17 protein-coding genes and 2 tRNA genes are annotated in these 19,646 nt (G+C 66.0%); 14 read left to right on the top strand and 5 right to left on the bottom strand.

Going from position 1 to position 19,646, the window contains the following annotated elements:
- The first annotated feature begins 29 nt into the window (after window positions 1-29).
- From ACFSXZ_RS29275 to ACFSXZ_RS29260, 4 genes are all read left to right on the top strand, one after another.
- Complete coding sequence (locus tag ACFSXZ_RS29275) at window positions 30-2,126, top strand: ATP-dependent DNA helicase UvrD2 (RefSeq protein WP_378268474.1); 2,097 nt, start codon at window positions 30-32, stop codon at window positions 2,124-2,126.
- A 186-nt stretch (window positions 2,127-2,312) separates the two neighbouring features.
- Window positions 2,313-2,549: a hypothetical protein gene (locus ACFSXZ_RS29270; protein WP_378268473.1), complete on the top strand. Its 237-nt coding sequence runs from the start codon at window positions 2,313-2,315 to the stop codon at window positions 2,547-2,549.
- Between the two features lie 116 nt (window positions 2,550-2,665).
- The gene (locus ACFSXZ_RS29265; RefSeq protein WP_378268471.1) at window positions 2,666-3,070 is read left to right on the top strand and encodes a WhiB family transcriptional regulator; all 405 of its coding nucleotides are present in this window, start codon (window positions 2,666-2,668) and stop codon (window positions 3,068-3,070) included.
- A 377-nt stretch (window positions 3,071-3,447) separates the two neighbouring features.
- Window positions 3,448-4,272, top strand: a complete 825-nt coding sequence (locus tag ACFSXZ_RS29260; protein ID WP_378268469.1) for a class I SAM-dependent methyltransferase — start codon at window positions 3,448-3,450, stop codon at window positions 4,270-4,272.
- Window positions 4,273-4,473: 201 nt separating this feature from the next.
- On the opposite strand, the gene ACFSXZ_RS29255 is transcribed toward ACFSXZ_RS29260, so the two are convergent.
- The 3 genes from ACFSXZ_RS29255 to ACFSXZ_RS29245 form a co-directional block, all read right to left on the bottom strand.
- Window positions 4,474-5,463, bottom strand: coding sequence for a hypothetical protein (locus tag ACFSXZ_RS29255; RefSeq protein ID WP_378268467.1), 990 nt, complete (start codon window positions 5,461-5,463; stop codon window positions 4,474-4,476).
- 128 nt (window positions 5,464-5,591) lie between these two features.
- Entirely contained in the window at window positions 5,592-6,938 is a 1,347-nt protein-coding gene (locus tag ACFSXZ_RS29250) for an ABC1 kinase family protein (RefSeq protein ID WP_378268466.1), read from the bottom strand.
- Between the two features lie 57 nt (window positions 6,939-6,995).
- Window positions 6,996-8,039: a hypothetical protein gene (locus ACFSXZ_RS29245; RefSeq protein ID WP_378268464.1), complete on the bottom strand. Its 1,044-nt coding sequence runs from the start codon at window positions 8,037-8,039 to the stop codon at window positions 6,996-6,998.
- Between the two features lie 154 nt (window positions 8,040-8,193).
- On the opposite strand from ACFSXZ_RS29245, the gene ACFSXZ_RS29240 reads away from it, so the two are divergent.
- On the top strand, window positions 8,194-8,763 hold the full coding sequence (locus tag ACFSXZ_RS29240; protein ID WP_378268490.1) for a M48 metallopeptidase family protein: 570 nt from the start codon (window positions 8,194-8,196) through the stop codon (window positions 8,761-8,763).
- 89 nt (window positions 8,764-8,852) lie between these two features.
- Here the strand turns inward: ACFSXZ_RS29240 and ACFSXZ_RS29235 are convergent, their stop codons facing one another.
- Window positions 8,853-10,184, bottom strand: a complete 1,332-nt coding sequence (locus tag ACFSXZ_RS29235; RefSeq protein ID WP_378268462.1) for a zinc-dependent metalloprotease — start codon at window positions 10,182-10,184, stop codon at window positions 8,853-8,855.
- Window positions 10,185-10,274: 90 nt separating this feature from the next.
- Between ACFSXZ_RS29235 and ACFSXZ_RS29230 the strand changes: the two genes are divergently transcribed.
- Complete coding sequence (locus ACFSXZ_RS29230) at window positions 10,275-11,426, top strand: YlbL family protein (RefSeq protein ID WP_378268460.1); 1,152 nt, start codon at window positions 10,275-10,277, stop codon at window positions 11,424-11,426.
- Window positions 11,427-11,500: 74 nt separating this feature from the next.
- On the opposite strand, the gene ACFSXZ_RS29225 is transcribed toward ACFSXZ_RS29230, so the two are convergent.
- Window positions 11,501-12,061 carry a PPA1309 family protein gene (locus tag ACFSXZ_RS29225; protein WP_378268459.1) on the bottom strand — a complete coding sequence of 187 codons (561 nt, stop codon included), beginning with the start codon at window positions 12,059-12,061 and terminating at the stop codon, window positions 11,501-11,503.
- 142 nt (window positions 12,062-12,203) lie between these two features.
- Between ACFSXZ_RS29225 and ACFSXZ_RS29220 the strand changes: the two genes are divergently transcribed.
- From ACFSXZ_RS29220 to smpB, 8 genes are all read left to right on the top strand, one after another.
- A complete protein-coding gene (locus ACFSXZ_RS29220) occupies window positions 12,204-15,164 on the top strand; it encodes a UPF0182 family protein (RefSeq protein ID WP_378268458.1) in 2,961 nt (986 codons plus the stop codon).
- A 63-nt stretch (window positions 15,165-15,227) separates the two neighbouring features.
- Window positions 15,228-15,301, top strand: a tRNA-Met gene (locus ACFSXZ_RS29215).
- A gap of 200 nt (window positions 15,302-15,501) precedes the next feature.
- A tRNA-Met gene (locus ACFSXZ_RS29210) sits at window positions 15,502-15,575 on the top strand.
- A gap of 150 nt (window positions 15,576-15,725) precedes the next feature.
- Complete coding sequence (locus ACFSXZ_RS29205) at window positions 15,726-16,226, top strand: PadR family transcriptional regulator (RefSeq protein ID WP_378268456.1); 501 nt, start codon at window positions 15,726-15,728, stop codon at window positions 16,224-16,226.
- Window positions 16,227-16,264: 38 nt separating this feature from the next.
- Entirely contained in the window at window positions 16,265-17,368 is a 1,104-nt protein-coding gene (gene prfB, locus ACFSXZ_RS29200; protein ID WP_378268455.1) for a peptide chain release factor 2, read from the top strand.
- A gap of 135 nt (window positions 17,369-17,503) precedes the next feature.
- Entirely contained in the window at window positions 17,504-18,193 is a 690-nt protein-coding gene (ftsE, locus tag ACFSXZ_RS29195) for a cell division ATP-binding protein FtsE (RefSeq protein ID WP_378268453.1), read from the top strand.
- 51 nt (window positions 18,194-18,244) lie between these two features.
- Window positions 18,245-19,141: a permease-like cell division protein FtsX gene (ftsX, locus tag ACFSXZ_RS29190; RefSeq protein ID WP_378268451.1), complete on the top strand. Its 897-nt coding sequence runs from the start codon at window positions 18,245-18,247 to the stop codon at window positions 19,139-19,141.
- Window positions 19,142-19,169: 28 nt separating this feature from the next.
- On the top strand, window positions 19,170-19,646 hold the full coding sequence (smpB, locus tag ACFSXZ_RS29185) for an SsrA-binding protein SmpB (RefSeq protein ID WP_378268449.1): 477 nt from the start codon (window positions 19,170-19,172) through the stop codon (window positions 19,644-19,646).

Below are 19,646 nucleotides of genomic sequence, written 5' to 3'. Positions count from 1 at the left end.
CTGTCGGTCCCCTCTGCGAGGATGCGACGGTGGTGAGTGCATCCCCGGTCGGGGCCGAGCCGGACCTGCTGGACGGTCTCGATCCTGAGCAGCGTGCGGCGGCCGGAGCGCCCCGTGGGCCGGTCTGCGTCCTGGCGGGCGCGGGCACCGGAAAGACCCGGACCATCACCCACCGCATCGCCCACCTGGTCAGATCAGGGCACGTTTCCGCTGGTCAAGTGCTTGCGGTGACGTTCACGGCGCGCGCGGCCGGCGAACTGCGCACGCGGTTGCGGGCGCTCGGGGTCGAAGGTGCGCAGGCGCTCACATTCCACGCGGCTGCGAGGCGGCAACTGCGATATTTCTGGCCGCGGGTCGTCGGCGACCGGCCGTGGGATCTCCTGGAAGGCAAGCTCCGGTTCATCGGTCAAGCCACGCATCGGGCCGGGCTCGCCACCGACCCCGAGTTGTTGCGTGACGTGGCCACCGAGATCGAATGGGCGAAGGCGTCACTGATCGCCCCCGACGACTACCCGACCATGGCCGTACGGGCACAGCGAGACACACCGGCGGTGCCTTCGCAGATCGCTGAGGTCTACCGCGCATATGAAGAGATCAAGAATTCGGCGCGGGTTCTCGACTTCGACGACCTCCTTCTGCACACGACCGCCGCACTGGAAGAACACGGTGAAGTCGCCCGAGAGTTTCGTGACCGGTACCGCTGCTTCGTCGTCGATGAATACCAGGACGTGACTCCCCTCCAGCAACGCCTGCTCGACTCGTGGCTGGGTGGGCGTGACGACCTCACCGTGGTCGGCGACGCGAACCAGACGATCTACTCGTTCGGGGGAGCGTCGCCCAGGCCACTGCTGGAATTCACCCGGCGGTTTCCCAGCGCGACCGTCGTCCGGCTCGAGCGTGACTACCGATCCACACCTCAGGTGGTCGAACTTGCCAACCAGGTGATCGGTGCCGCGCGCAACAGGCCGGCGGGCTCGCGGTTGCGCCTCGTTGGCCACCGCAAGGATGGTCCGGAACCACGGTTTACCGAGTTCGACGACGAACCCGCGGAGGCGGCGGCAGTGGCGGCAAGGGTCTGTTCCTTGCTCGATGCGGGTGTCGCGGCAAGCGAGATCGCGATCCTGTACCGCGTCAACGCCCAGTCGGAGACGTTTGAACGGGCATTGGCCGAAGTCGATGTTCCTTACCTCGTGCGCGGCGGGGAGCGCTTCTTCGAACGACGCGAAGTGCGGCAGGCGATGAGCGCACTGCGGACTGCCTCGCCGGAGATGGGTTCCACCGACCTGGTGACGATCGTGCGACACGTGCTGGCAAGGGTCGGCTTGACCGCGCAGCCCCCCAGCGGCGGAGCGGCCAAGGAGCGATGGGACGCCTTGCTGTCCTTGGTGGAAGTGGCCGAGGAACTGGCGCACACGGTCGAGGGTGCCGATCTGCCGCGCTATGTGGCCGAACTCGAGCAGCGGGCGGCCGCGCAGCACCCACCGACCGTCGAAGGTGTGACGCTGGCGTCGTTTCACGCTGCGAAGGGATTGGAGTGGGACGCCGTTTTTCTGGTGGGGCTCGCCGAGGGCACGCTACCGATCCAGCACGCTGACGGTGACGAAGGCGCGATAGAGGAGGAGCGGCGGCTCCTTTATGTCGGTGTCACGCGCGCCAGGGAGCACCTGTGGCTTTCGTGGTCCCTTTCGCGACATCCCGGGGGCAGACGCCACCGCAGGAGAAGCCGGTTCCTGTACGGGCTGCTCCCTGACGACCACCCCGCCGCGAGGGCCGCCCGAACACGGTCGGTGAAGGACGGCAATGCGAAGCCACGTTGCCGCGTCTGCGGTGGCCCCCTGCTGGAGACCATCGAGATCAAACTCGCCCGGTGCGCGCGGTGCCCATCGAACGTGGACGAAGAACTGCTCGCACGGCTGAAGGAATGGCGAACCCATCGAGCGCGAGAGCTCAAGATCCCGCCGTTCGTCGTGTTCACCGACGCCACACTTGTCGCGATCGCGGAGCAGCGCCCGACCGATCAGCGAGGGCTGGTCGCCATCTCGGGGATAGGCCCGACCAAGGTCGAGCGGTTCGGGGCCGACGTCTTGGCCGTGGTCCGCAGCGAGCAAGGTCAGCCGCGCGGCTGAAGTCCCTCGCGCGGCGAAGCCGCTGCTCAGCGGCGATCTGCGGTGCTTTGGAAAGTCTTGCGAAAAATAAGTTGCCCCCGCCAGGGGTCGGGTCATAGCCTGCAAGGGCCGGGTAGTCACGCCCGCTGGGGAATCGGCCCGTCATGCGCAGCGACGGGCTTGGATAGCGAAAGGAGGTGCTGGGCTGTGAAGCCATACATCACGATCGACGAGCCTGGCACCCTGCTGTCCTATCGGACCTTGCCGTTCGGAAGTGCTTGCTGGGGAAGCGCCATGGCCGGGAGCGCCGAAGCCGCGCTTCTCCGTCGTCGTGTCGACGGGAACGTTGTACTGGGCCACCGCGCGCGCCTGATCGTCGATCTGTCCTCCGTCAAGCAGCCTCCGATCGAAGTTCCGCACCCGCCACGAGAGCGAAATCCCTGACCCTATTCAGGCGACTGGCTCACGAAGGCCGCGGAACCGTACACGGATCCGCGGCCTTCGTGTTTTTGCAGTACATCTCCATAACCGAACACCGTTACTACACAAAGGAGACGGGAATGTCATCGGCAATCGCCTTCGCGTCAGAGAGGGCGTTACCCGACGAACTCACCGACCTGTCAGGGATCGGAGTCGGCGAGTTGCTCGATACCGCTGCCTCGCCCGACCTGGGCTTGCCCTGCCGTTCCGGGAACGCGGACCTCTGGTTCGCGGAATCGCCGGCCGACCTGGAGAGGGCAAAGCGCTTCTGTGCGGATTGCCCCGTCCGGGAGGCATGCCTGGCGGGCGCGCTCGCCCGCCGGGAGCCGTGGGGCGTCTGGGGCGGTGAGATCTTCGAACGTGGAGTCGTGGTCGCGCGCAAGCGCCCCAGGGGACGTCCGCGCAAGAACCCGGTCGAGCGACCCATTGCGGAACAGCGTGATGGGCGACCGGCCGGACGTGAGCAGGGGAGCGCAGCCGCATGACCACCGCACGAGCAGCTATCGCGATCAAGAAGCATGAAGTCGTGCTCCCACGCCCGAGTGCGACGCCTCTCGTGACCAAGGAGATCAGTGAAATGTTGATGTATGAAGAACTGTCCAGAGCGCGAATACGGGAACTGAGGGCAGTCGCGCAAGCGCGTCGGATCGGCGGTCGGGGCCGTGCGGCCGTCCGATTGAGCCGCGCTATCCGGCGGGTACGCTGGCTCCGTCCTCGGGGGTAGGGGAGCAAGGGGTGTTTCCTACGGATCCTCCGTAGGAAACACCCCTTCCTCACGTCGTTGATGCGGTGGGTCGTGTTAGATGATGGGGTGGCCGGACATACGCACGACGGAATCGACTGGGCTTCGCGGATTCCTTCTATGCGCAAGGTCGACGAACTGCACGCGGTGACGCTGGCTGGGATCGCCGAGCGCTTGACGAGCGGCTTGCCGAAGAACGCCGTCGTGGTGGATGTGGGTTCCGGTACTGGCGGCATGAGTGCCGCGTTTGCTTCCGCCCTCGATCGCCGGGGAGGCGGGAAGCTTCTCCTCGTCGATGCGGTACCGGAGCTGCTGGCGGTCGCCGCTGAGGCGGCAGGACGCCAAGCGGGAAGCAGCAGTGTCTCCATCGATACAGTGCGTGCTGATATCGCCGAAGCCAAGCTTCATGAGATGGTTCCGTCGGCGCAGTTGGTCTGGGCTGCCGGAATGGTGCACCATTTGCCCGATCAGCAGTCGGGTGTGGAGAGCCTGGTCCGCGCCCTCTCGGGCGGCGGTGTGCTCGCCCTCGCGGAGGGCGGACTGGAGAACCATTGCCTGCCGTGGGACCTCGGCGTCGGCGAACCGGGCTTCGAGCGGCGCTTGCTGGCCGCACGCGACATCTGGTTCCGCGAGATGCGTGCTGCGATGCCGGGAGTCGTCCGCATGCCCTATGGCTGGAACGTTGCGCTCAGCCGAGCGGGCTTGGTGGACGTCGGGTCGTTCAGCGTACCTTTCGACCATCCGGCTCCGCCTACGCAAGCTGTCCGCGCGTATGTACTGAACCGGATTCAGCATCTGGTCGAGACCGTGGGCGACCGCCTCACGGCCGAGGACGTCGGGGTCGCTGAGCGGCTCCTCGATCCGAACGATTCCGAATACATCGGACAACGCGAGGATCTCTACCTCCTGGGAACCTATACGGTCCATTTTGGTCGCCTTCCATGAGTGAGAAGCATTGTTCTCGTTGCGGTGCGGAAAGTGATCAGCGACCTGACCCGGTAGCCGCTTTGACCTGGGTACGTGAGTGCGAGCGGGGAACAGTGCGGTGGCTTTGTCCGCAGTGCGCCAGGCGCCACGTGCGGGATATCGAGGCCAAGCTCGCACCGGAGCACTGGTAGGGCTTCTGCTTATTCCTGTGTGTGGCGCTCAGGCGGTCAGGTTTCTGTGACTGATTGGGCGATGCCTTGTGGCGAAGGGGGCGATGTTGCTATAAGCGAGAATGTTGGGCCGGCGCCGTTTCGCTGCGCTGGCAAACGCGCTCGTCAGTTCTCGCGCGATATTCCTGTCGCTATCGCGCAAACGTTCCGGATCGGTCCGAACGATGATCACGCCGGCCGCGGTGAGTGCCAGCGGGTTGATGGCCGCGGTGGACTTCGCGGTGCGTGCAGTCTCGAATTGCCATCCGAGTGCCACTTCGTCCCACCAGGCATCGGCTCGCCCGATCTCGCGATCCTGTAGGTCGCAGATCGTCACATTCCACGCTGGTGGGGGTAGCGGTACAGCGGCAAGGACCTCGCGTGCGAGCCGATGCCGGTAGGTTTCGCCTGTTGAGTCGACACGACGCAGCATCTCACGGACCGCCGCCGAACCACGTTGGTTTCCGGATTCGAGTTCGACGTGGAGGTCATGGGCTGTGCAAAGGCCGTGATAGATCGGAAGCGTCAGCAGTTGGCGTAGCCGGTCGGCGTCCGTTTCCCGGCGTGCCGCGTCGATAGCTGCCCGGGCCGGCGGTGCGAGGGGAAGTCCATCGTCGAGCTCCGGCGCCGGTACCCGTGAAGTGCGTTCGATGGTGAAGAAGTCCCGTGGCAGCGTTCGCCGGCCGGGCGTGACGAGCATTTGTATGTCCCGAGAAGGCATCAAGGGGACGCCGCGTGCCCGGAGCGCGTCGACGCCGCTGACCACCGAGCCCGGGCTGGTGTAGTAGACGGCCGCGCGCATCTGCTGGCGTCTTGTCGGCTCACCACTGCTGAGAAGAATGATTCCCGGCAGCAACCGCCGCCAGGGGCCGCCCGGTCGGCACCGTGTCGCGATAGCGCTCGCCGATACGCCAAGGTCGCGCAGCCTTGTGCACGTCGTGACGCCATCGGAGGCGGCAGCGCGGAGTATCGCGAGTGAGGCGGATTTTGGTCGGGCCATGGGCCCAGCGTGCCGTCTGAGCGGTGGCTTGCGCATCAGAGGGCGGACAGTGTGGACAACTTGGTCGTACGACTGGTCTTTTCGTGCGGAACCGACGATCGCTGTGGACAACTGCGCCAAAATTCGGCTCAGTCGGCGAAACCCGGCTGCCATCGGTGCACAATGGCCCGTGCGGGGATCTCCGCGTCGAGCTGGCACAAGATGCCGGTCGACCCCGCCGTCACACGATGAATAAGCAGGTATTCCGGCGGAAGGTTCAACGACCTCCCGGTCCGGAAATCCTGGCCGCGGGCGTCGGCGACACGCATCGCCTGACGTTGCATCCATGCTCGGGTGAAGTGGAACCTTTCAGTCGCCAGAGGCTCGGTGAAAGGAGCCAGATATGCCAATACGTCATCAGCTCGAAGATCGTTGTCGGGACGGACGAAACCCGCTTCGCGCAACAAGTCCATCAGCTCCCGGGAGCGTCCCTCGAGTGCGAGCCTGGTCATCCTGCCGAGCTGAGGCGGAATACCGTGCGGTAACCGCGCGACCGCACCGAAGTCGATCACGCCCAGCCTGCCGTCGTCGAGGAGGAGGAAATTGCCGGGATGCGGATCGGAATGCAGTAGATGGACCCGAGCCGGCGAAGAGTAGTGGAACTCGGCGAGCAGCCTGCCGGCTTCGTTGCGTGTGGAGGTGTCACCGCCTGAAATGATCTTGGTCAGCGGGGTGCCTGTCACCCACTCCGTTACCAGGACCTTCGGCGCGCTCGCGATCACCTTCGGGACATGCACCTCGCCGTCGCCTTCGAAGGCCTTGGCGAACGCGCGTTGAGAGTCGGCTTCCGCCCGATAGTCGAGTTCTTCGTCCATCCGTGCGGCCAGTTCGGCCAGCAAGGGCTTGACCTCGGTTCCCGGCACCAGAGCCTGGAAGAGCCTGCTGAAACGCTGCAATTGGCGCAGGTCACTACGAAGGCCTTCGTCGGCTCCCGGGTACTGCACCTTGACGGCCACGTCACGTCCGTCATGCCACACGGCTCGGTGAACTTGGCCGATGCTCGCGGCCGCGGTCGGCGAGTCGTCGAAGTCGCGGAACCGCTGCCGCCATGAGCGGCCGAGCTGCTGGGCGAGCACACGCTCGGCAGCCCGGCCGGACATGGGTGGAGCCGCTGCCTGCAACTTCGTCAGAGCGTCTCGGTAGGGAGCCGCCATATCGTCGGGCACGGCTGCCTCGAACACACTGAGGATCTGACCGAACTTCATGGCACCGCCCTTGAGCGTGCCCAGGACCTCGAACAACTGTTCGGCAGTTTTGGCGGACAGTGCGGCGTTGACCTCGTCAGCGCTTGTGCCGGTCAGCCGCCGACCCCAGCCGCCGACCATCCTTCCGGCGATGCCGAGTGGCAGGCCGACCAGCTTCGCGGTCCTGGCCGCGGTCGTGCGTGGGATCTCGGGAGTGGCCCAGTCGTCGATGCGGTCGCGGAAGTCAGTCACGTGAGCGATTGTGCCTAACTGTTATGGGCTTTGGCAGCCACCGGTCGAACGAGCCGGTCAGAGGCGCCCGGGCAGTGCGCCGCACGAGCAGGCGGGGTTCGGCGGCCACGGCCGATGATCGACCGTTCCTTCGTAGGCGTCGATCTCGATCGTGGTGTTCCAGGCCGGTGGGCGGCTGGTGGGCGGGCACAGCGCACGGAGGACCTGCCCCACGGCCATCGAGGCCGTGACCTGCACGATCCCGAGATCCGCGTGCTGGCTTCTCCCGGCTAGCTGACCCGCGACCATGGGCCACCTCGCGTCCAGTGCCTTACGGTGCAGGTCGGCACAACCCAGGCAACTGCTGCGGCCTGGGTGAACCAGCGGACCGACAATGCCGAGCCCGTCACGCACACGAACCTGCAGGTGCGGCACGCCCTCTTGCATGAGCAGGCGGACGAGTTCGGGAGCTGGGACGATCGCGTCGGCGAGGACGACCAGCTCAGGCTGTCGGTCGCCGCTTGGTTTGCGGGTCTTGGTCGCCGGATTCACCCGGTTGATGACTGCCGCAGCGGCGGCGTGACGGAGCAGGCCGATGTCCGAATCGAGATACCCGCTGCCCGTGTCCTGCTCCGTGACGGTGCCGTTCGCCTCGACGTGAACCTGACCGACACCCAAGGCGGCGAGGAGCGCCGCGATGGCGATCGTCACCCTGCCGTTGCCGTGCAGGACGACGCAGCTGTGGGCCCACTGATCGACGGTTTCCTGATGACGTGTGCCAGCCCGGAGTGACCAGAGTCCGACCTCGCCGGCCACGCGGCCGTGCCCCGGCCACGCCTCGACAACGAGTCCGAGGCGGGTCAGTTCGGTCAGCAGGTCGCGCAGTTGCTCACGGTGTTCGCTTCGGGCCAGACCGATCAGTTCCTTGCTCCGGAGAGCGCCGTCGAGCCGGTGCAGGGCGGCCACGAGGTCGGACGGCAGACCACTCGCGACCATGGCATGCCGGGGATCGAGGCCGATCTGGACTTCGCCGGGAGCGCGGTCGAAAAGTTCCAACCCGGGCCTCAGCCGAGGTCGTTCGGGCAGGTAGACGGTTTGTTGACCGGTGACGTGATGCTTCATGACGATAGCGTGACAAGGGATCGCTAACTGTGACGGCAGTTATCCACAAATGCATTTGGTCTGTGGATAACTGCCTCGGTGTTCATGCGAACTCTCCCGGGTTGTCGGTGCCTGGCCTTACCGTGGACGGGTGGCGAATGGACGGGTGCCCCCTCTGCGGAGCCGGGACAACATCGAGCAGGCTGACAGCTCGCGGCAGAAGGTCGAAGTACGTCGGAGCGCACGCCGGCGAAGCACGGTCACCGCATACCGTGACGGTGAGACCCTCGTAGTGCTCATCCCGGCGGGAATGAGCCGTGCCGAGGAACGACATTGGGTCGCGGAGATGGAGCGCAAGCTCCAACGGACCGAGACCAGACGCGCGTCCCCTTCCCGCCAGTCAGACGGGGCGCTGCTGGCGCGATGTGCGCAGCTTTCGGCCCGCTACCTCGACCGGACAGCCCTCCCGGTCAGCGTCCGCTGGGTACCGCCGATGCGGACTCGCTGGGCGTCGTGCACACCGTCCGACGCGACCATCCGCGTGAGCGAGCGGTTACGCGATGTGCCGTCCTGGGTCCTGGACTACGTGTTGGTCCACGAGCTCGCTCATCTGCGCGAAGCAGGGCACAACGCCAGGTTCTGGGAGCTTGTGCGCCGCTACCCCAAGACGGAGAGAGCCATCGGATACCTCGAGGGTCTGTCGGCCGCCGCCGGCTGGGGTATCAGCGAACTCGACGAGGACTGATCGCGCTCAGTCGGTCGGCAGGAAGGGGCGTTTACTACGGATAGTCCGTAGCAAACGCCCCTTCCTGCCGAATGGGAGAGAAAGGTGTGTCACGAGGGAGGGGTGTCGCCGTCGGCTTCGTCACCCTGCTCGCGCGTGCGCTCCAGCTCGGCAATCGGATCCAGGTCGTCGAGGTCGGTGCGGGTGCCCAGTCGCTCGCTGAACTCCATCGGGTCATCGAGGTCCTCAGCGGTCGGGATCAGATCGGGATGCGACCACAGTCCGTCACGCTTGTCCATCCCGTGCTGGTCGCCCACGAGCTTCCAGAGGGCCGAAGCGGCACGCATCCGCCGAGGTCGCAGCTCGAGGCCTACCAACGTGGCGAAGGTCTGCTCGGCGGGGCCACCTGTCGCGCGGCGGCGGCGCAGCGTCTCCCGGAGCGCCTCCGCGCCGGGCAGACGGTCGCCGACGGCATCCGCGACCACGATGTCGACCCAGCCTTCGACCAGGGCAAGGAGCGTTTCCAAGCGGGTCAGCGCCGCTTCCTGCTCAGGTGTCGTCTTCGGCTCGAGCAAACCGGAGGACATCGCTTCTTCGATGCTTGCGGGGTTGCTCGGGTCCACCTGGCCTGCCAGTTGCTCCAGCGCCGAGGTATCGACCTGGATGCCATGCGCGAACTCTTCGACCGTCGCGAGCAGCCGTTGCCTGAGCCATGGCACGTGCGTGAACAAGCGCTGGTGCGCCGCTTCGCGCGCGGCGAGATACACGAGTACCTCGCTACTCGGCAGTTCAAGGCCGTCGGTGAACTTTTCGATGTTCGCCGGAAGCAAAGCGGAGGTCGCGTCCGGACCCAGCGGAAGACCCACCTCGGTGGACGTCAGCACCTCGGACGCCAGCTGTGCCAGGGCGTTCCCCAGCTGCGAACCGAAGGCCATGCCGCCCATCTGGCTCACCATGGACAGCAATGGTCCGGCGGCGTGCTTGGCTTCTTCGGGCAACGCTTCCACCCAGGCGCTCGACACCTGGCGGGCGACCGGATCGCACAGACGCTGCCAGGTCGGCAGGGTTCGCTGCACCCAGTCGCGGGCCGACCACGCGACTGTGGTCCTCGCGCCCGCGGGAAGGATAGTCGCCGCGTCCAGCCACAGTTCAGCCAGGTGGGCGGCGTCGCGCACGGCGTTTTCGGAGTCACCACTCGAGTTGAAACCGATGTTGCCCCCACCGCCCCCGGCAAGCTTCTGCAACGCGATCTGCTTGGCGAGGTCGTAATTCACCGGGCCGCTGGAACTGCCTGCCTGGCTGAGCATCTGGCCCAGCTGGCTGAGCATCTGGCCGAGCTGGTTGAACGCATCACCGCCGGCGCCCTGTCCGCCGCCCTCCGGCTCGTTTTCACCGCGTTTGTCGGGATCGGAAGATCCGAAGCCGAACGGGAGATTGCTCATAACACCACCGTACGCGGACGTAGCCCATCACACCGCGCCAGCCGGGGCTGGTGATCCGAAGCGTATACGGACCACCGTACGCTGTCTCGGGTGAGCGAGTCCCGCGAAGAAACCACAGCTCGGAGTGCGGACGCAACGGACGGGGAGGCCGATCCGGACATGCCCGGCGAGGGCTCCGCGAACCGGAGGCCGTGGCCCGCTGCGACCATGCGCCTTACCCGGCGGGGTTGGACAGTGCTACTGAGCGGGCTTCTGGTCGTGGTGTTCGGTTTGACCGGAGCTTTCGTCCGAGTGCCTTACGTGGCGATCGGCCCTGGCCCCACCTACGACACGCTCGGCAACGTCAACGGGGCGCCGGTCATCGAGATCAAGGGACATCAGACTTTCCCGACCGGAGGAGAACTCCGGATGACCACGGTGTCCCTCAACGACGAGATCACCCTCTTCGGTGCCCTGGGATTGTGGGCCAGTGGTCGTTACGCGCTCGCGCCGCGTGAGGAGTACTTCAAGCCGGGCGAGAGCGACGAGCAGGTGCAGCGCGAGAACGTCCAGGAGTTCCAGGACTCGCAGAGCAACGCCGAGGTCGCGGCGCTACGGCACCTCGGGTTCCCGATCAAGGTCCTGGTCAAGGAGGTCGTCTCCGGCAGTCCCGTCGACCGTGTTCTTGCCGCAGGTGACCGGTTGCTGACTGTGAACGGGAAGACGGTCACCCGTGAGGACGACGTCCGTGCGGCGGTTGCGGGGACGTCGCCGGGGCAGACGATCTCAATCACCTTCCAGCACGGCAGCGAGGCGCCACGGTCCGTGCCGATCACGCTTGCCGCGAGCCCCGACTCCAGCCAGAAGCAGGGTTTCATGGGTCTGCAGCCCATCGATCGGTCGGACGTGCCGTTCGATGTGAAGGTCTCTCTACAGGATGTCGGCGGCCCCTCGGCGGGGCTGATGTTCGCGCTGGCGATCGTGGACCGGCTCGCCCCTGGCGACATGGTCGCGAACGAACACGTCGCGGGCACTGGTGAGATCGACGAAAACGGAACTGTCGGTCCGATCGGGGGCATTTCTTTCAAGTTGGTCGGGGCACGCGAAGCCGGTGCGACGGTGTTCCTGACACCGGAACAGAACTGCGCGGAGGCGGTCGCCGCGGTGCCGTCCGGGCTCAAGCTGATCAAGGTCACGAACCTCGACAGCGCGCTCGCCGCGCTCGATGAGCTGAAGGCGGGACGGCCGACGCCGTCTTGCTGACGCGCTTCTTTGCGGAGGAAGGGGCGTTTGCTACGGATGATCCGTAGCAAACGCCCCTTCCTCCATTTCCCGGCCTACGGGTTGAGCGTGGTGCGGAGGGCGTCGATCAGGTTCGGGGCGAGCTCGGGGTGCTCCACGATCTCGTCGGCGGGCTGCGTGTCGGCGGGGCTGCCGGCGGGAGCCGGGCGGCCGCGCAGCCGTAAGACGCAAGCGGCCGGGCCTTCCCGGAGGACGGCCGCCACGAGGCGAGCCTCCGTGCGGTCCGGGTGGTCGGCGGCCGCCTGGCGAAGCCGTCCGCTGTCGGCGGTGTCTTCGCCGGGGAGTTCGGCCTCGGCCGCCGTAGGGAGCACGATGATCTCCTGGGCCAGCGCGCAGCCGGCGACCACCTCGGGCCAACCGATGTGGCCCAGTGCTTCGGCGAGGTCACCCTCGGGCAGCTCCTCCTGCGCGACCGGCGTGAGCGGGTTGGCCGCGTCGAGCCGGTCGGCCAGTTCGGGCTGTTCGCGCAACAGCGCCGCGGTCGGCACCAGCGCGAAGAGCTGGGGCGGCTGGTCCCAGCCGCCCGCGGCCACGAACTCCTCGACTTCGCGCGCCAGCGCGGCCACGACCTGCGCCGAATTGTCAGGTGATCCCATCGGACAATCCTGACATGTCCGTTTCGGGCCGGGAGGGGAACCAGGGATGCCACCCGTAGAGTTAGGTAACCAGGGGTGACGTGCGCCCCCCGGGAACGAACCGTGACGAACAGGAGCGTGTCCAGTGGCCAACCGGCCCCCTGTGAGCTTGCCGAAGCTGTCCCGCCGCAGCCGCATCCTGCTCATCATCGCCGGCCTCATCGTGCTGGCACTTCTCCTCGGCGCGAGACTGCTGGACACCTACGTCGAATGGCTTTGGTACGGCGAGGTGAGCGCGCGCCAGGTCTTCAACACCATGGTGCTGACCCGGATCGTGCTGTTCTTCGGCGTCGGGCTTCTGGTCGGTGGCACGCTCGCGCTGAGCCTGTGGATCGCCTACCGCACCCGGCCGGTTTTCGTTCCGGTCTCCGGAGCGGACGATCCGCTGTCCCGCTATCGCTCGGCGGTGGTCGGCCGGATCCGCCTGTTCGGAATCGGTATTCCACTCGTCACGGGCCTTATCGCGGGCGCGACGGGGGAGGGTGACTGGCAGCGGGTCCAGCTGTTCCTGCACGGCACGAGCTTCAACCAGACCGATCCCGTCTTCGGCAACGACATCGGTTTCTACGTGTTCAGCCTGCCCTTCTACGAATGGCTGCTCGGCTGGTTGTTCGTGGCGACGACGATCGCCTTCATCGGGGCGTTGATCGCGCATTACCTGTTCGGCGGGATCCGCCTCGCCGGGCGCGGGGGGCAACTGGCGGCCCCGGCGAGGGTGCAACTCGCCGTGACGGCGGGCATCTTTGTCCTGCTCAAAGCGATCGACTACTTCTTCGACCGGTACAACCTGCTGCTGTCGTCCCGGAACCCGTTGTTCTCGGGTGCGACCTACACCGACCTCAACGCGATGTTGCCGGCGAAACTGATCTTGTTGTGCATTTCCGCGATCTGCGCGCTCGCCTTCTTCGCCGGCGCCTTCCTGCGCAATATCCAGTTGCCCGCCATCGCGCTGGTGCTGCTCATCCTCTCCGGCATCATCGTCGGCGCCGCCTGGCCGACGGTGCTGGAGCAGTTCTCGGTGAAGCCGAACGCCAACCAGAAGGAAGCGCTTTCCATCAGCCGCAACATGACGGCCACGAAGACCGCTTTCGGACTCAACAATGTGCAGTATCAGGACTACTCAGGCACCGGCCAGGCGACCGCCGCGCAGATCAGTGCGGACACCACGACGGTGCCGAACATCCGCTTGCTGGATCCGAACGTGCTGGCCCCGACGTTCACCCAGCGCGTCGGACGAGAGAACTTCTACGCGTTCCCGACCAAATTGGACATCGACCGGTACTTGGTCAATGGCAAGACGCAGGACTACATCGTCTCCGCCCGTGAGATCAACACCGCGAACCTGACCGGGAACCAGACGAGCTGGATCAACAAGCACATGGTCTATACCCATGGGAACGGGTTCGTGGCCGCGCAGGCGAACACGATCGACCGGGCCGTGAGCAGTGCCAACAGCGACGGGGGCTACCCGATCGCGGCCATCAGCGACACTCAGAACCCCAGCGGCGCGGGGCTCGATCCGGCCAACCCGGCCGCGCCGGGCATCCCGGTCTCCCAGCCACGTGTGTACTACGGAGAGCTCACCAACGACTACGCGATCGTCGGCGGCCAGCAGGGCAAGGCGCCGGGGGAGTACGACAGCGCGGGCCAGAGCTACCGCTATGACGGCGGGGGAGGCGTGCCGATCGACAACTGGTTCAACAGGCTCGCCTTCGCCGCGAAGTACGGCGAACGGAACATCCTGTTCTCCGACGCGATCAGCACCGGCTCGAAGATCATGTACAACCGGGATCCGCGCGACCGCGTGCAGAAGGTGGCGCCCTGGCTCACCGCGGACGGAGATCCGTATCCGGCGGTGGTGAACGGCAAGATCGTGTGGATCGTCGACGGGTACACGACGCTCAACAACTATCCCTACTCACAGCAGACGCAGTTGGGCGAGGCGACCGCGGACACCCTGAGCGGAACCGCGAAGCAGTCCAACAACAACATCAACTACATCCGCAACTCGGTCAAGGCGACGGTCGACGCCTTCACCGGCGAGGTCACCCTGTACTCGGTCGACGACAAGGATCCCGTTCTGAAGGCCTGGGAACAGGTCTTTCCCGGCATGGTGAAGCCCAGTTCGGACATTTCGCCGGATCTCAGGTCGCACTTCCGCTACCCGGAGGACCTGTTCAAGGTGCAGCGCGATCTGCTGGCGAGGTACCACGTCAGCGATCCTCAGGAGTTCTACACCACCAACACCTTCTGGAACGTGCCACAGGACCCGACCCAGGAGGGCGGCACCAATGTCGATGCTTCGGGCCTGCAACCGCAACCCGGCTACTACGTGCTCGCCGCCGCCGGGTCACAGAGCCGCCCCGAGTTCCAACTCACAAGCCCGCTGACCGGGCTGCAACGGCAGTACCTGGCGGCCTGGATGTCGGTCTCCTCGGATCCGGCCGACTACGGCACCATCAGGGTGCTGCGGCTTCCGACTTCCGCAGGCGGCAGCAGCCAGGTCGATGGACCTGTGCAGGTGCAGAACAAGTTCCAGAGTGACCAGAGGTTCGTCACCCAGCGGACCTTGTTCAGCAACCAGAGCGTCGCGCCGATCTTCGGCAATCTGATCACGCTTCCGGTCGCGGGTGGCTTCCTGTATGTGGAGCCCGTCTATATCCAGCAACGAAACCAGAACAGCTATCCGCAACTCGCGAACGTTCTGGTCGCCTTCGGCTCGAAGGTCGGTTTCGCGCCCACGCTGGGCGAGGCGCTCAAGCAGGTCTTCGGGGACAGCGCGGGGCAGGCGGCGACCCCGCCCACGGAGCCATCCGGGCCGACATCGAACCCCACGACGCCGACTTCGCCGAGTTCGCCGCCGGCGCAGGGCAGCAACCCCGCGCTCGACAAGGCCGTCTCGGAGATTCAGGCCGCGCTCGACCAGTTGAGTCAGGGACAGCAGCGCGGTGACTTCGCGGCCCAGGGACAAGCTCTGGCGGCGCTTCAGCGTGCGACTCAGGACTATCAGGCCGCCAGGACGAGCACGAGCGCCCCGGCTTCGGCCCCGCCGCCGGGAGGTTGATCGGGCAACGTCGCCACCCCCGTTAACCGCCCCCACCGGGGTGGCGTACAGTAGGTAGCACGACGCGGGGTGGAGCAGCTCGGTAGCTCGCTGGGCTCATAACCCAGAGGTCGCAGGTTCAAATCCTGTCCCCGCTACTGGACGGCCGGAGGCCCGTTTCGCGGATAACCGCGGAGCGGGCCTCCGTCGCGTCTGCCCGGGTATCCGTTTCGGCTGCCGAGCTTCCTCGCACGTCGGCGGCCCGGCGAGCGCCGATGTGGCGCCGGTCTCGTGTCCTGTGTGGACGGTAGGGGTGCCGGTGGACGGACGCGGCGACCGTGTATAGTGGGATCCACAACGCGGGGTGGAGCAGCTCGGTAGCTCGCTGGGCTCATAACCCAGAGGTCGCAGGTTCAAATCCTGTCCCCGCTACCGCAGAGGCCCGGTCGATCGCCGACCGGGCCTCTTTTCGTACTTGTGGCGGATCCCGGTTGGGCCGTATGGGGTAGTTCGAATGGCCATTGTGGACGGACCGGTGTGGCCACTGTGGACAGATCGCCGGAAAAGTGGGACCGTGTGTGGGTGTCTGAACTGAATGCGACAGCAGCGGCATTGCTTGGTCTGCTCCAGGACGGTCCGGCGACGGGTGGTCAACTCGTCGCCAGCGCTGAGGAACGGTTCGGGACCTTCTTCAGCGTCACGCGCAGCCAGGTTTACCGGGAATTGCCCGCCCTCGCCAAGGAAGGGCTGGTACGACTCGGCAAACAGGGACCGCGATCCAGCCAGCAGTACGCAATCACGGCGGCCGGAAAGAAGGCATTCAAGGCCTGGCTCACCAGTGACTCCGGTCCGGACCACTTGCGGAGCCCCTTGATCCTGCGGCTCGTGAACGCGGGTTCGCTCACGGCGAAACAGCGGTCGGCGCTGATCGATACCGCGCGTGCGACCTACAGCCAGGAGCTCGACGAGGCCAGGGCCGCGGTCAAGGCCGCCGACGACCCGTATGTCAAGGCCGTGGCGGAGTTCGGCCAGGCGCACGCGAGGGCTGCGCTCAAACTGGTGGACGCCATCCCCCAGTCCTGAACAGGAGCTGACGACTCGGTGCCGTAACCTTGATGGTTGTGAGTGCTGAGTTCGAAGCAGACCTGAAGGACCTCGCCGGCAAGCTGACGCAGGTCGAGGCCGTGATGGATCTGGACGGCCTGCGCGCCCAGGTCGCCGACCTGGAGCAGCAGGCCTCCCAGCCCAACCTCTGGGACGATCCGGAGGCGGCGCAGAAGGTCACCAGCCAGCTCTCGCACCGGCAGAGTGAACTGCGCCGGGTCACCGACCTGCGTCAGCGCGTCGACGACCTCGGAGTGCTCTACGAGCTCGCCGAGGCCGAGGGCGACACGGCCAGCCGGACCGAAGCCGAGTCCGAGCTGGCCCAGCTGGCGAAGGACATCGACGCGCTCGAGGTCCGTACGCTCCTTTCGGGCGAGTACGACGACCGCAACGCCGTCGTCACCATCCGGTCCGAGGCCGGCGGTGTGGACGCCGCCGACTGGGCCGAGATGCTCATGCGCATGTACCTGCGGTGGGCCGAGCGGCACGGATACCCGACCGACGTCTACGACATCTCCTACGCCGAAGAGGCCGGCATCAAGTCGGCGACGTTCAAGGTGACGGCGCCGTACGTGTACGGCACGCTGTCGGTCGAGCAGGGTACACACCGGCTGGTACGGATCTCGCCGTTCGACAACCAGAGCCGTCGTCAGACGTCGTTCGCGCACGTCGAGGTGCTGCCCGAGGTGGAGGAGGTCGACCACGTCGACATCCCGGAGAAGGACATCCGTGTCGACGTGTACCGTTCGTCGGGGCCCGGTGGACAGAGCGTGAACACGACCGACTCGGCCGTGCGCATCACGCACCTGCCGAGTGGCATCGTCGTCTCCTGTCAGAACGAGAAGTCGCAGCTGCAGAACAAGGCGGCCGCGATGAAGGTGCTGCAGGCAAAGCTGTTGCAGCGCAAGAAGGAGGAGGAGCGCGCCGAACTGGACGCGCTCAAGGACGGCGGGTCGAGCTGGGGCAACCAGATGCGCTCGTACGTGTTGCACCCGTATCAGATGGTCAAGGACCTGCGGACCGAGTTCGAGGTGGGCAACCCTTCGGCGGTTCTCGACGGCGAGATCGACGGGTTCCTCGAAGCCGGTATCCGATGGCGCAAGCAGGCGAGCGCGGCTTAGGGCGTTCGGCCTGGTAGGGGAGGAAGGTGGGTTTGCTACGGACTATCCGTAGTAAACATTCCTTCCTTCCGAACAGCGCAAGGTGCGACGGTGCCCACCTGGCTTTCACGGTCGCCATGAGTAGGATGGCCCACCGTGATCCGGCTCGATAATGTCTTCAAGGTCTACAAGACTTCGGCACGCCCCGCGCTCGAGGGCGTGTCCGTCGAAGTGGACAAGGGCGAGTTCGTGTTCCTCATCGGTCCCTCGGGGTCGGGGAAGTCCACGTTCCTCCGGTTGCTCCTGCGGGAGGAAACGCCCACCAAGGGCCGGGTGTTCGTCTCCAACTTCGACGTCGCGAAGATGGCACGGCGCAGGATCCCCCGCCTCCGCCAGACCATCGGCTGCGTCTTCCAGGACTTCCGGCTGCTCGGCAACAAGACGGTGGCCGAGAACGTCGCGTTCGCCCTGGAAGTGATCGGCAAGCCCAAGCACATCATCCGCAAAGTCGTGCCCGAGGTGCTGGAACTTGTCGGCCTCGACGGCAAGGCCAACCGGATGCCCAACGAGCTCTCGGGTGGCGAGCAGCAGCGTGTCGCCATCGCGCGCGCGTTCGTCAACCGGCCGCTGGTACTGCTGGCCGACGAACCCACCGGGAACCTCGACCCGGACACCAGCCAGGACATCATGCTGTTGCTGGAGCGGATCAACCGCACCGGCACCACCGTGCTGATGGCCACGCACGACCATTCCATCGTGGACTCCATGCGCAGGCGAGTGGTCGAGTTGCAGTACGGCAGGGTGATCCGGGACGACGCCCGAGGTGTCTACGGCGTGGGCCGCTAGCGTCCCGGCCCGCTCCCCGCCCACCCCCGACCCAAAGGTAAGTGCCCTCCGATGCGTGCAAGCTTTGTGTTCAGCGAGGTCTTCACCGGCCTGCGCCGGAACGTCACGATGACCATCGCCATGATCATCACCACCGCTGTGTCACTCGGCATGCTCGGTGGCGGCCTGCTGATCGTGCGGACGATCGACAAGATGAGCGCGGCCTATCGCGCCGATGTCGAGGTGTCGATCTTCCTGACCCAGGACGTGAGCACCAACGACAAGGACTGCTCGCAGGACCCGTGCCGCGGCCTGTTCCAGGAGCTGCGGAGCAACGCCGCCGTCCAGACGGTCGTGTTCGAAAACCGCGAACAGGCCTACGAGCGGTTCAAGAAGATCTTCCAGGACAACCCCATCCTGTTGCAGTCCGCGAGGCCCGAAGCGCTGCCCGCCTCGCTCCAGATCAAGCTGCACGACCCGTCGCGCAGCCCGATCATCAACCAGGAGTACGGCAAGCGCCCCGGGGTGGACCGCATCGAGGACCAGCAGCAGTTCCTCAACCGTTTCTTCGGCTTGCTGGGTGCGGTCCGCGACAGTACGTTCGTCATCGCGCTGATCCAGGCGCTCGCCGCGTTGCTGCTCATCTCGAACACGGTGCAGATCTCGGCCTTCACCCGTCGCACCGAGGTCGGCATCATGCGGCTGGTCGGCGCGACGCGGTGGTACACCCAGCTGCCGTTCCTGCTCGAAGCCGTGATGACCGGCATCGTCGGCTGGGTGTGCGCGGTGGGCGGCTTGGTCGCGCTCAAGTACCTGTTCATCGACAAGATCCTGTCGGTGGCGGGCGGCATCATCCCGCCGATCGAGGTGCTCGACGTGATCGTCACGTCGCCGTGGCTGCTGCTGGCGTCGATCGTGATCTCGGCGACGACGGGGTACCTCACGCTGCGGATGTACGTCCGGCACTGAGGCGCACACGGTCGGATAGCCTGGATACATGCCCAAGGAACGTGGCCACAAGGTGATCGTGTCGAACCGCAAGGCGCGGCACGACTATTCGATCATGGACACCTACGAAGCGGGTCTCGTTCTGGTGGGCACCGAGGTGAAGAGCCTGCGCGCGGGGCGCGCGTCTCTGGCCGACGCGTTCGCCACTGTCGACGACGGCGAGGTTTGGCTGCGTAACCTGCACATTCCCGAGTACGAACACGGCACGTGGACCAACCACGAGGCTCGTCGGCACCGCAAGCTGCTGCTCCACCGCGGCGAGATCGAGAAGCTGATCGGCAAGACCAAGGAGAGCGGGCTCAGCCTGGTGCCACTGTCGCTGTACTTCAAGGATGGCAAGGTCAAGGTCGAACTCGCGCTGGCGAAGGGTAAGAAGGCCTACGACAAGCGGCAGGACCTGGCCAAGCGGGACGCGCAGCGTGAAATGAGCCGCGCGATGGGCCGGGCCTTGAAGGGCCGCCGCTGA

The organism is Amycolatopsis pigmentata, assembly GCF_042684065.1.
Classification (GTDB): domain Bacteria; phylum Actinomycetota; class Actinomycetes; order Mycobacteriales; family Pseudonocardiaceae; genus Amycolatopsis_E; species Amycolatopsis_E pigmentata.
This window is presented reverse-complemented; position numbering and strand designations above follow the sequence as displayed.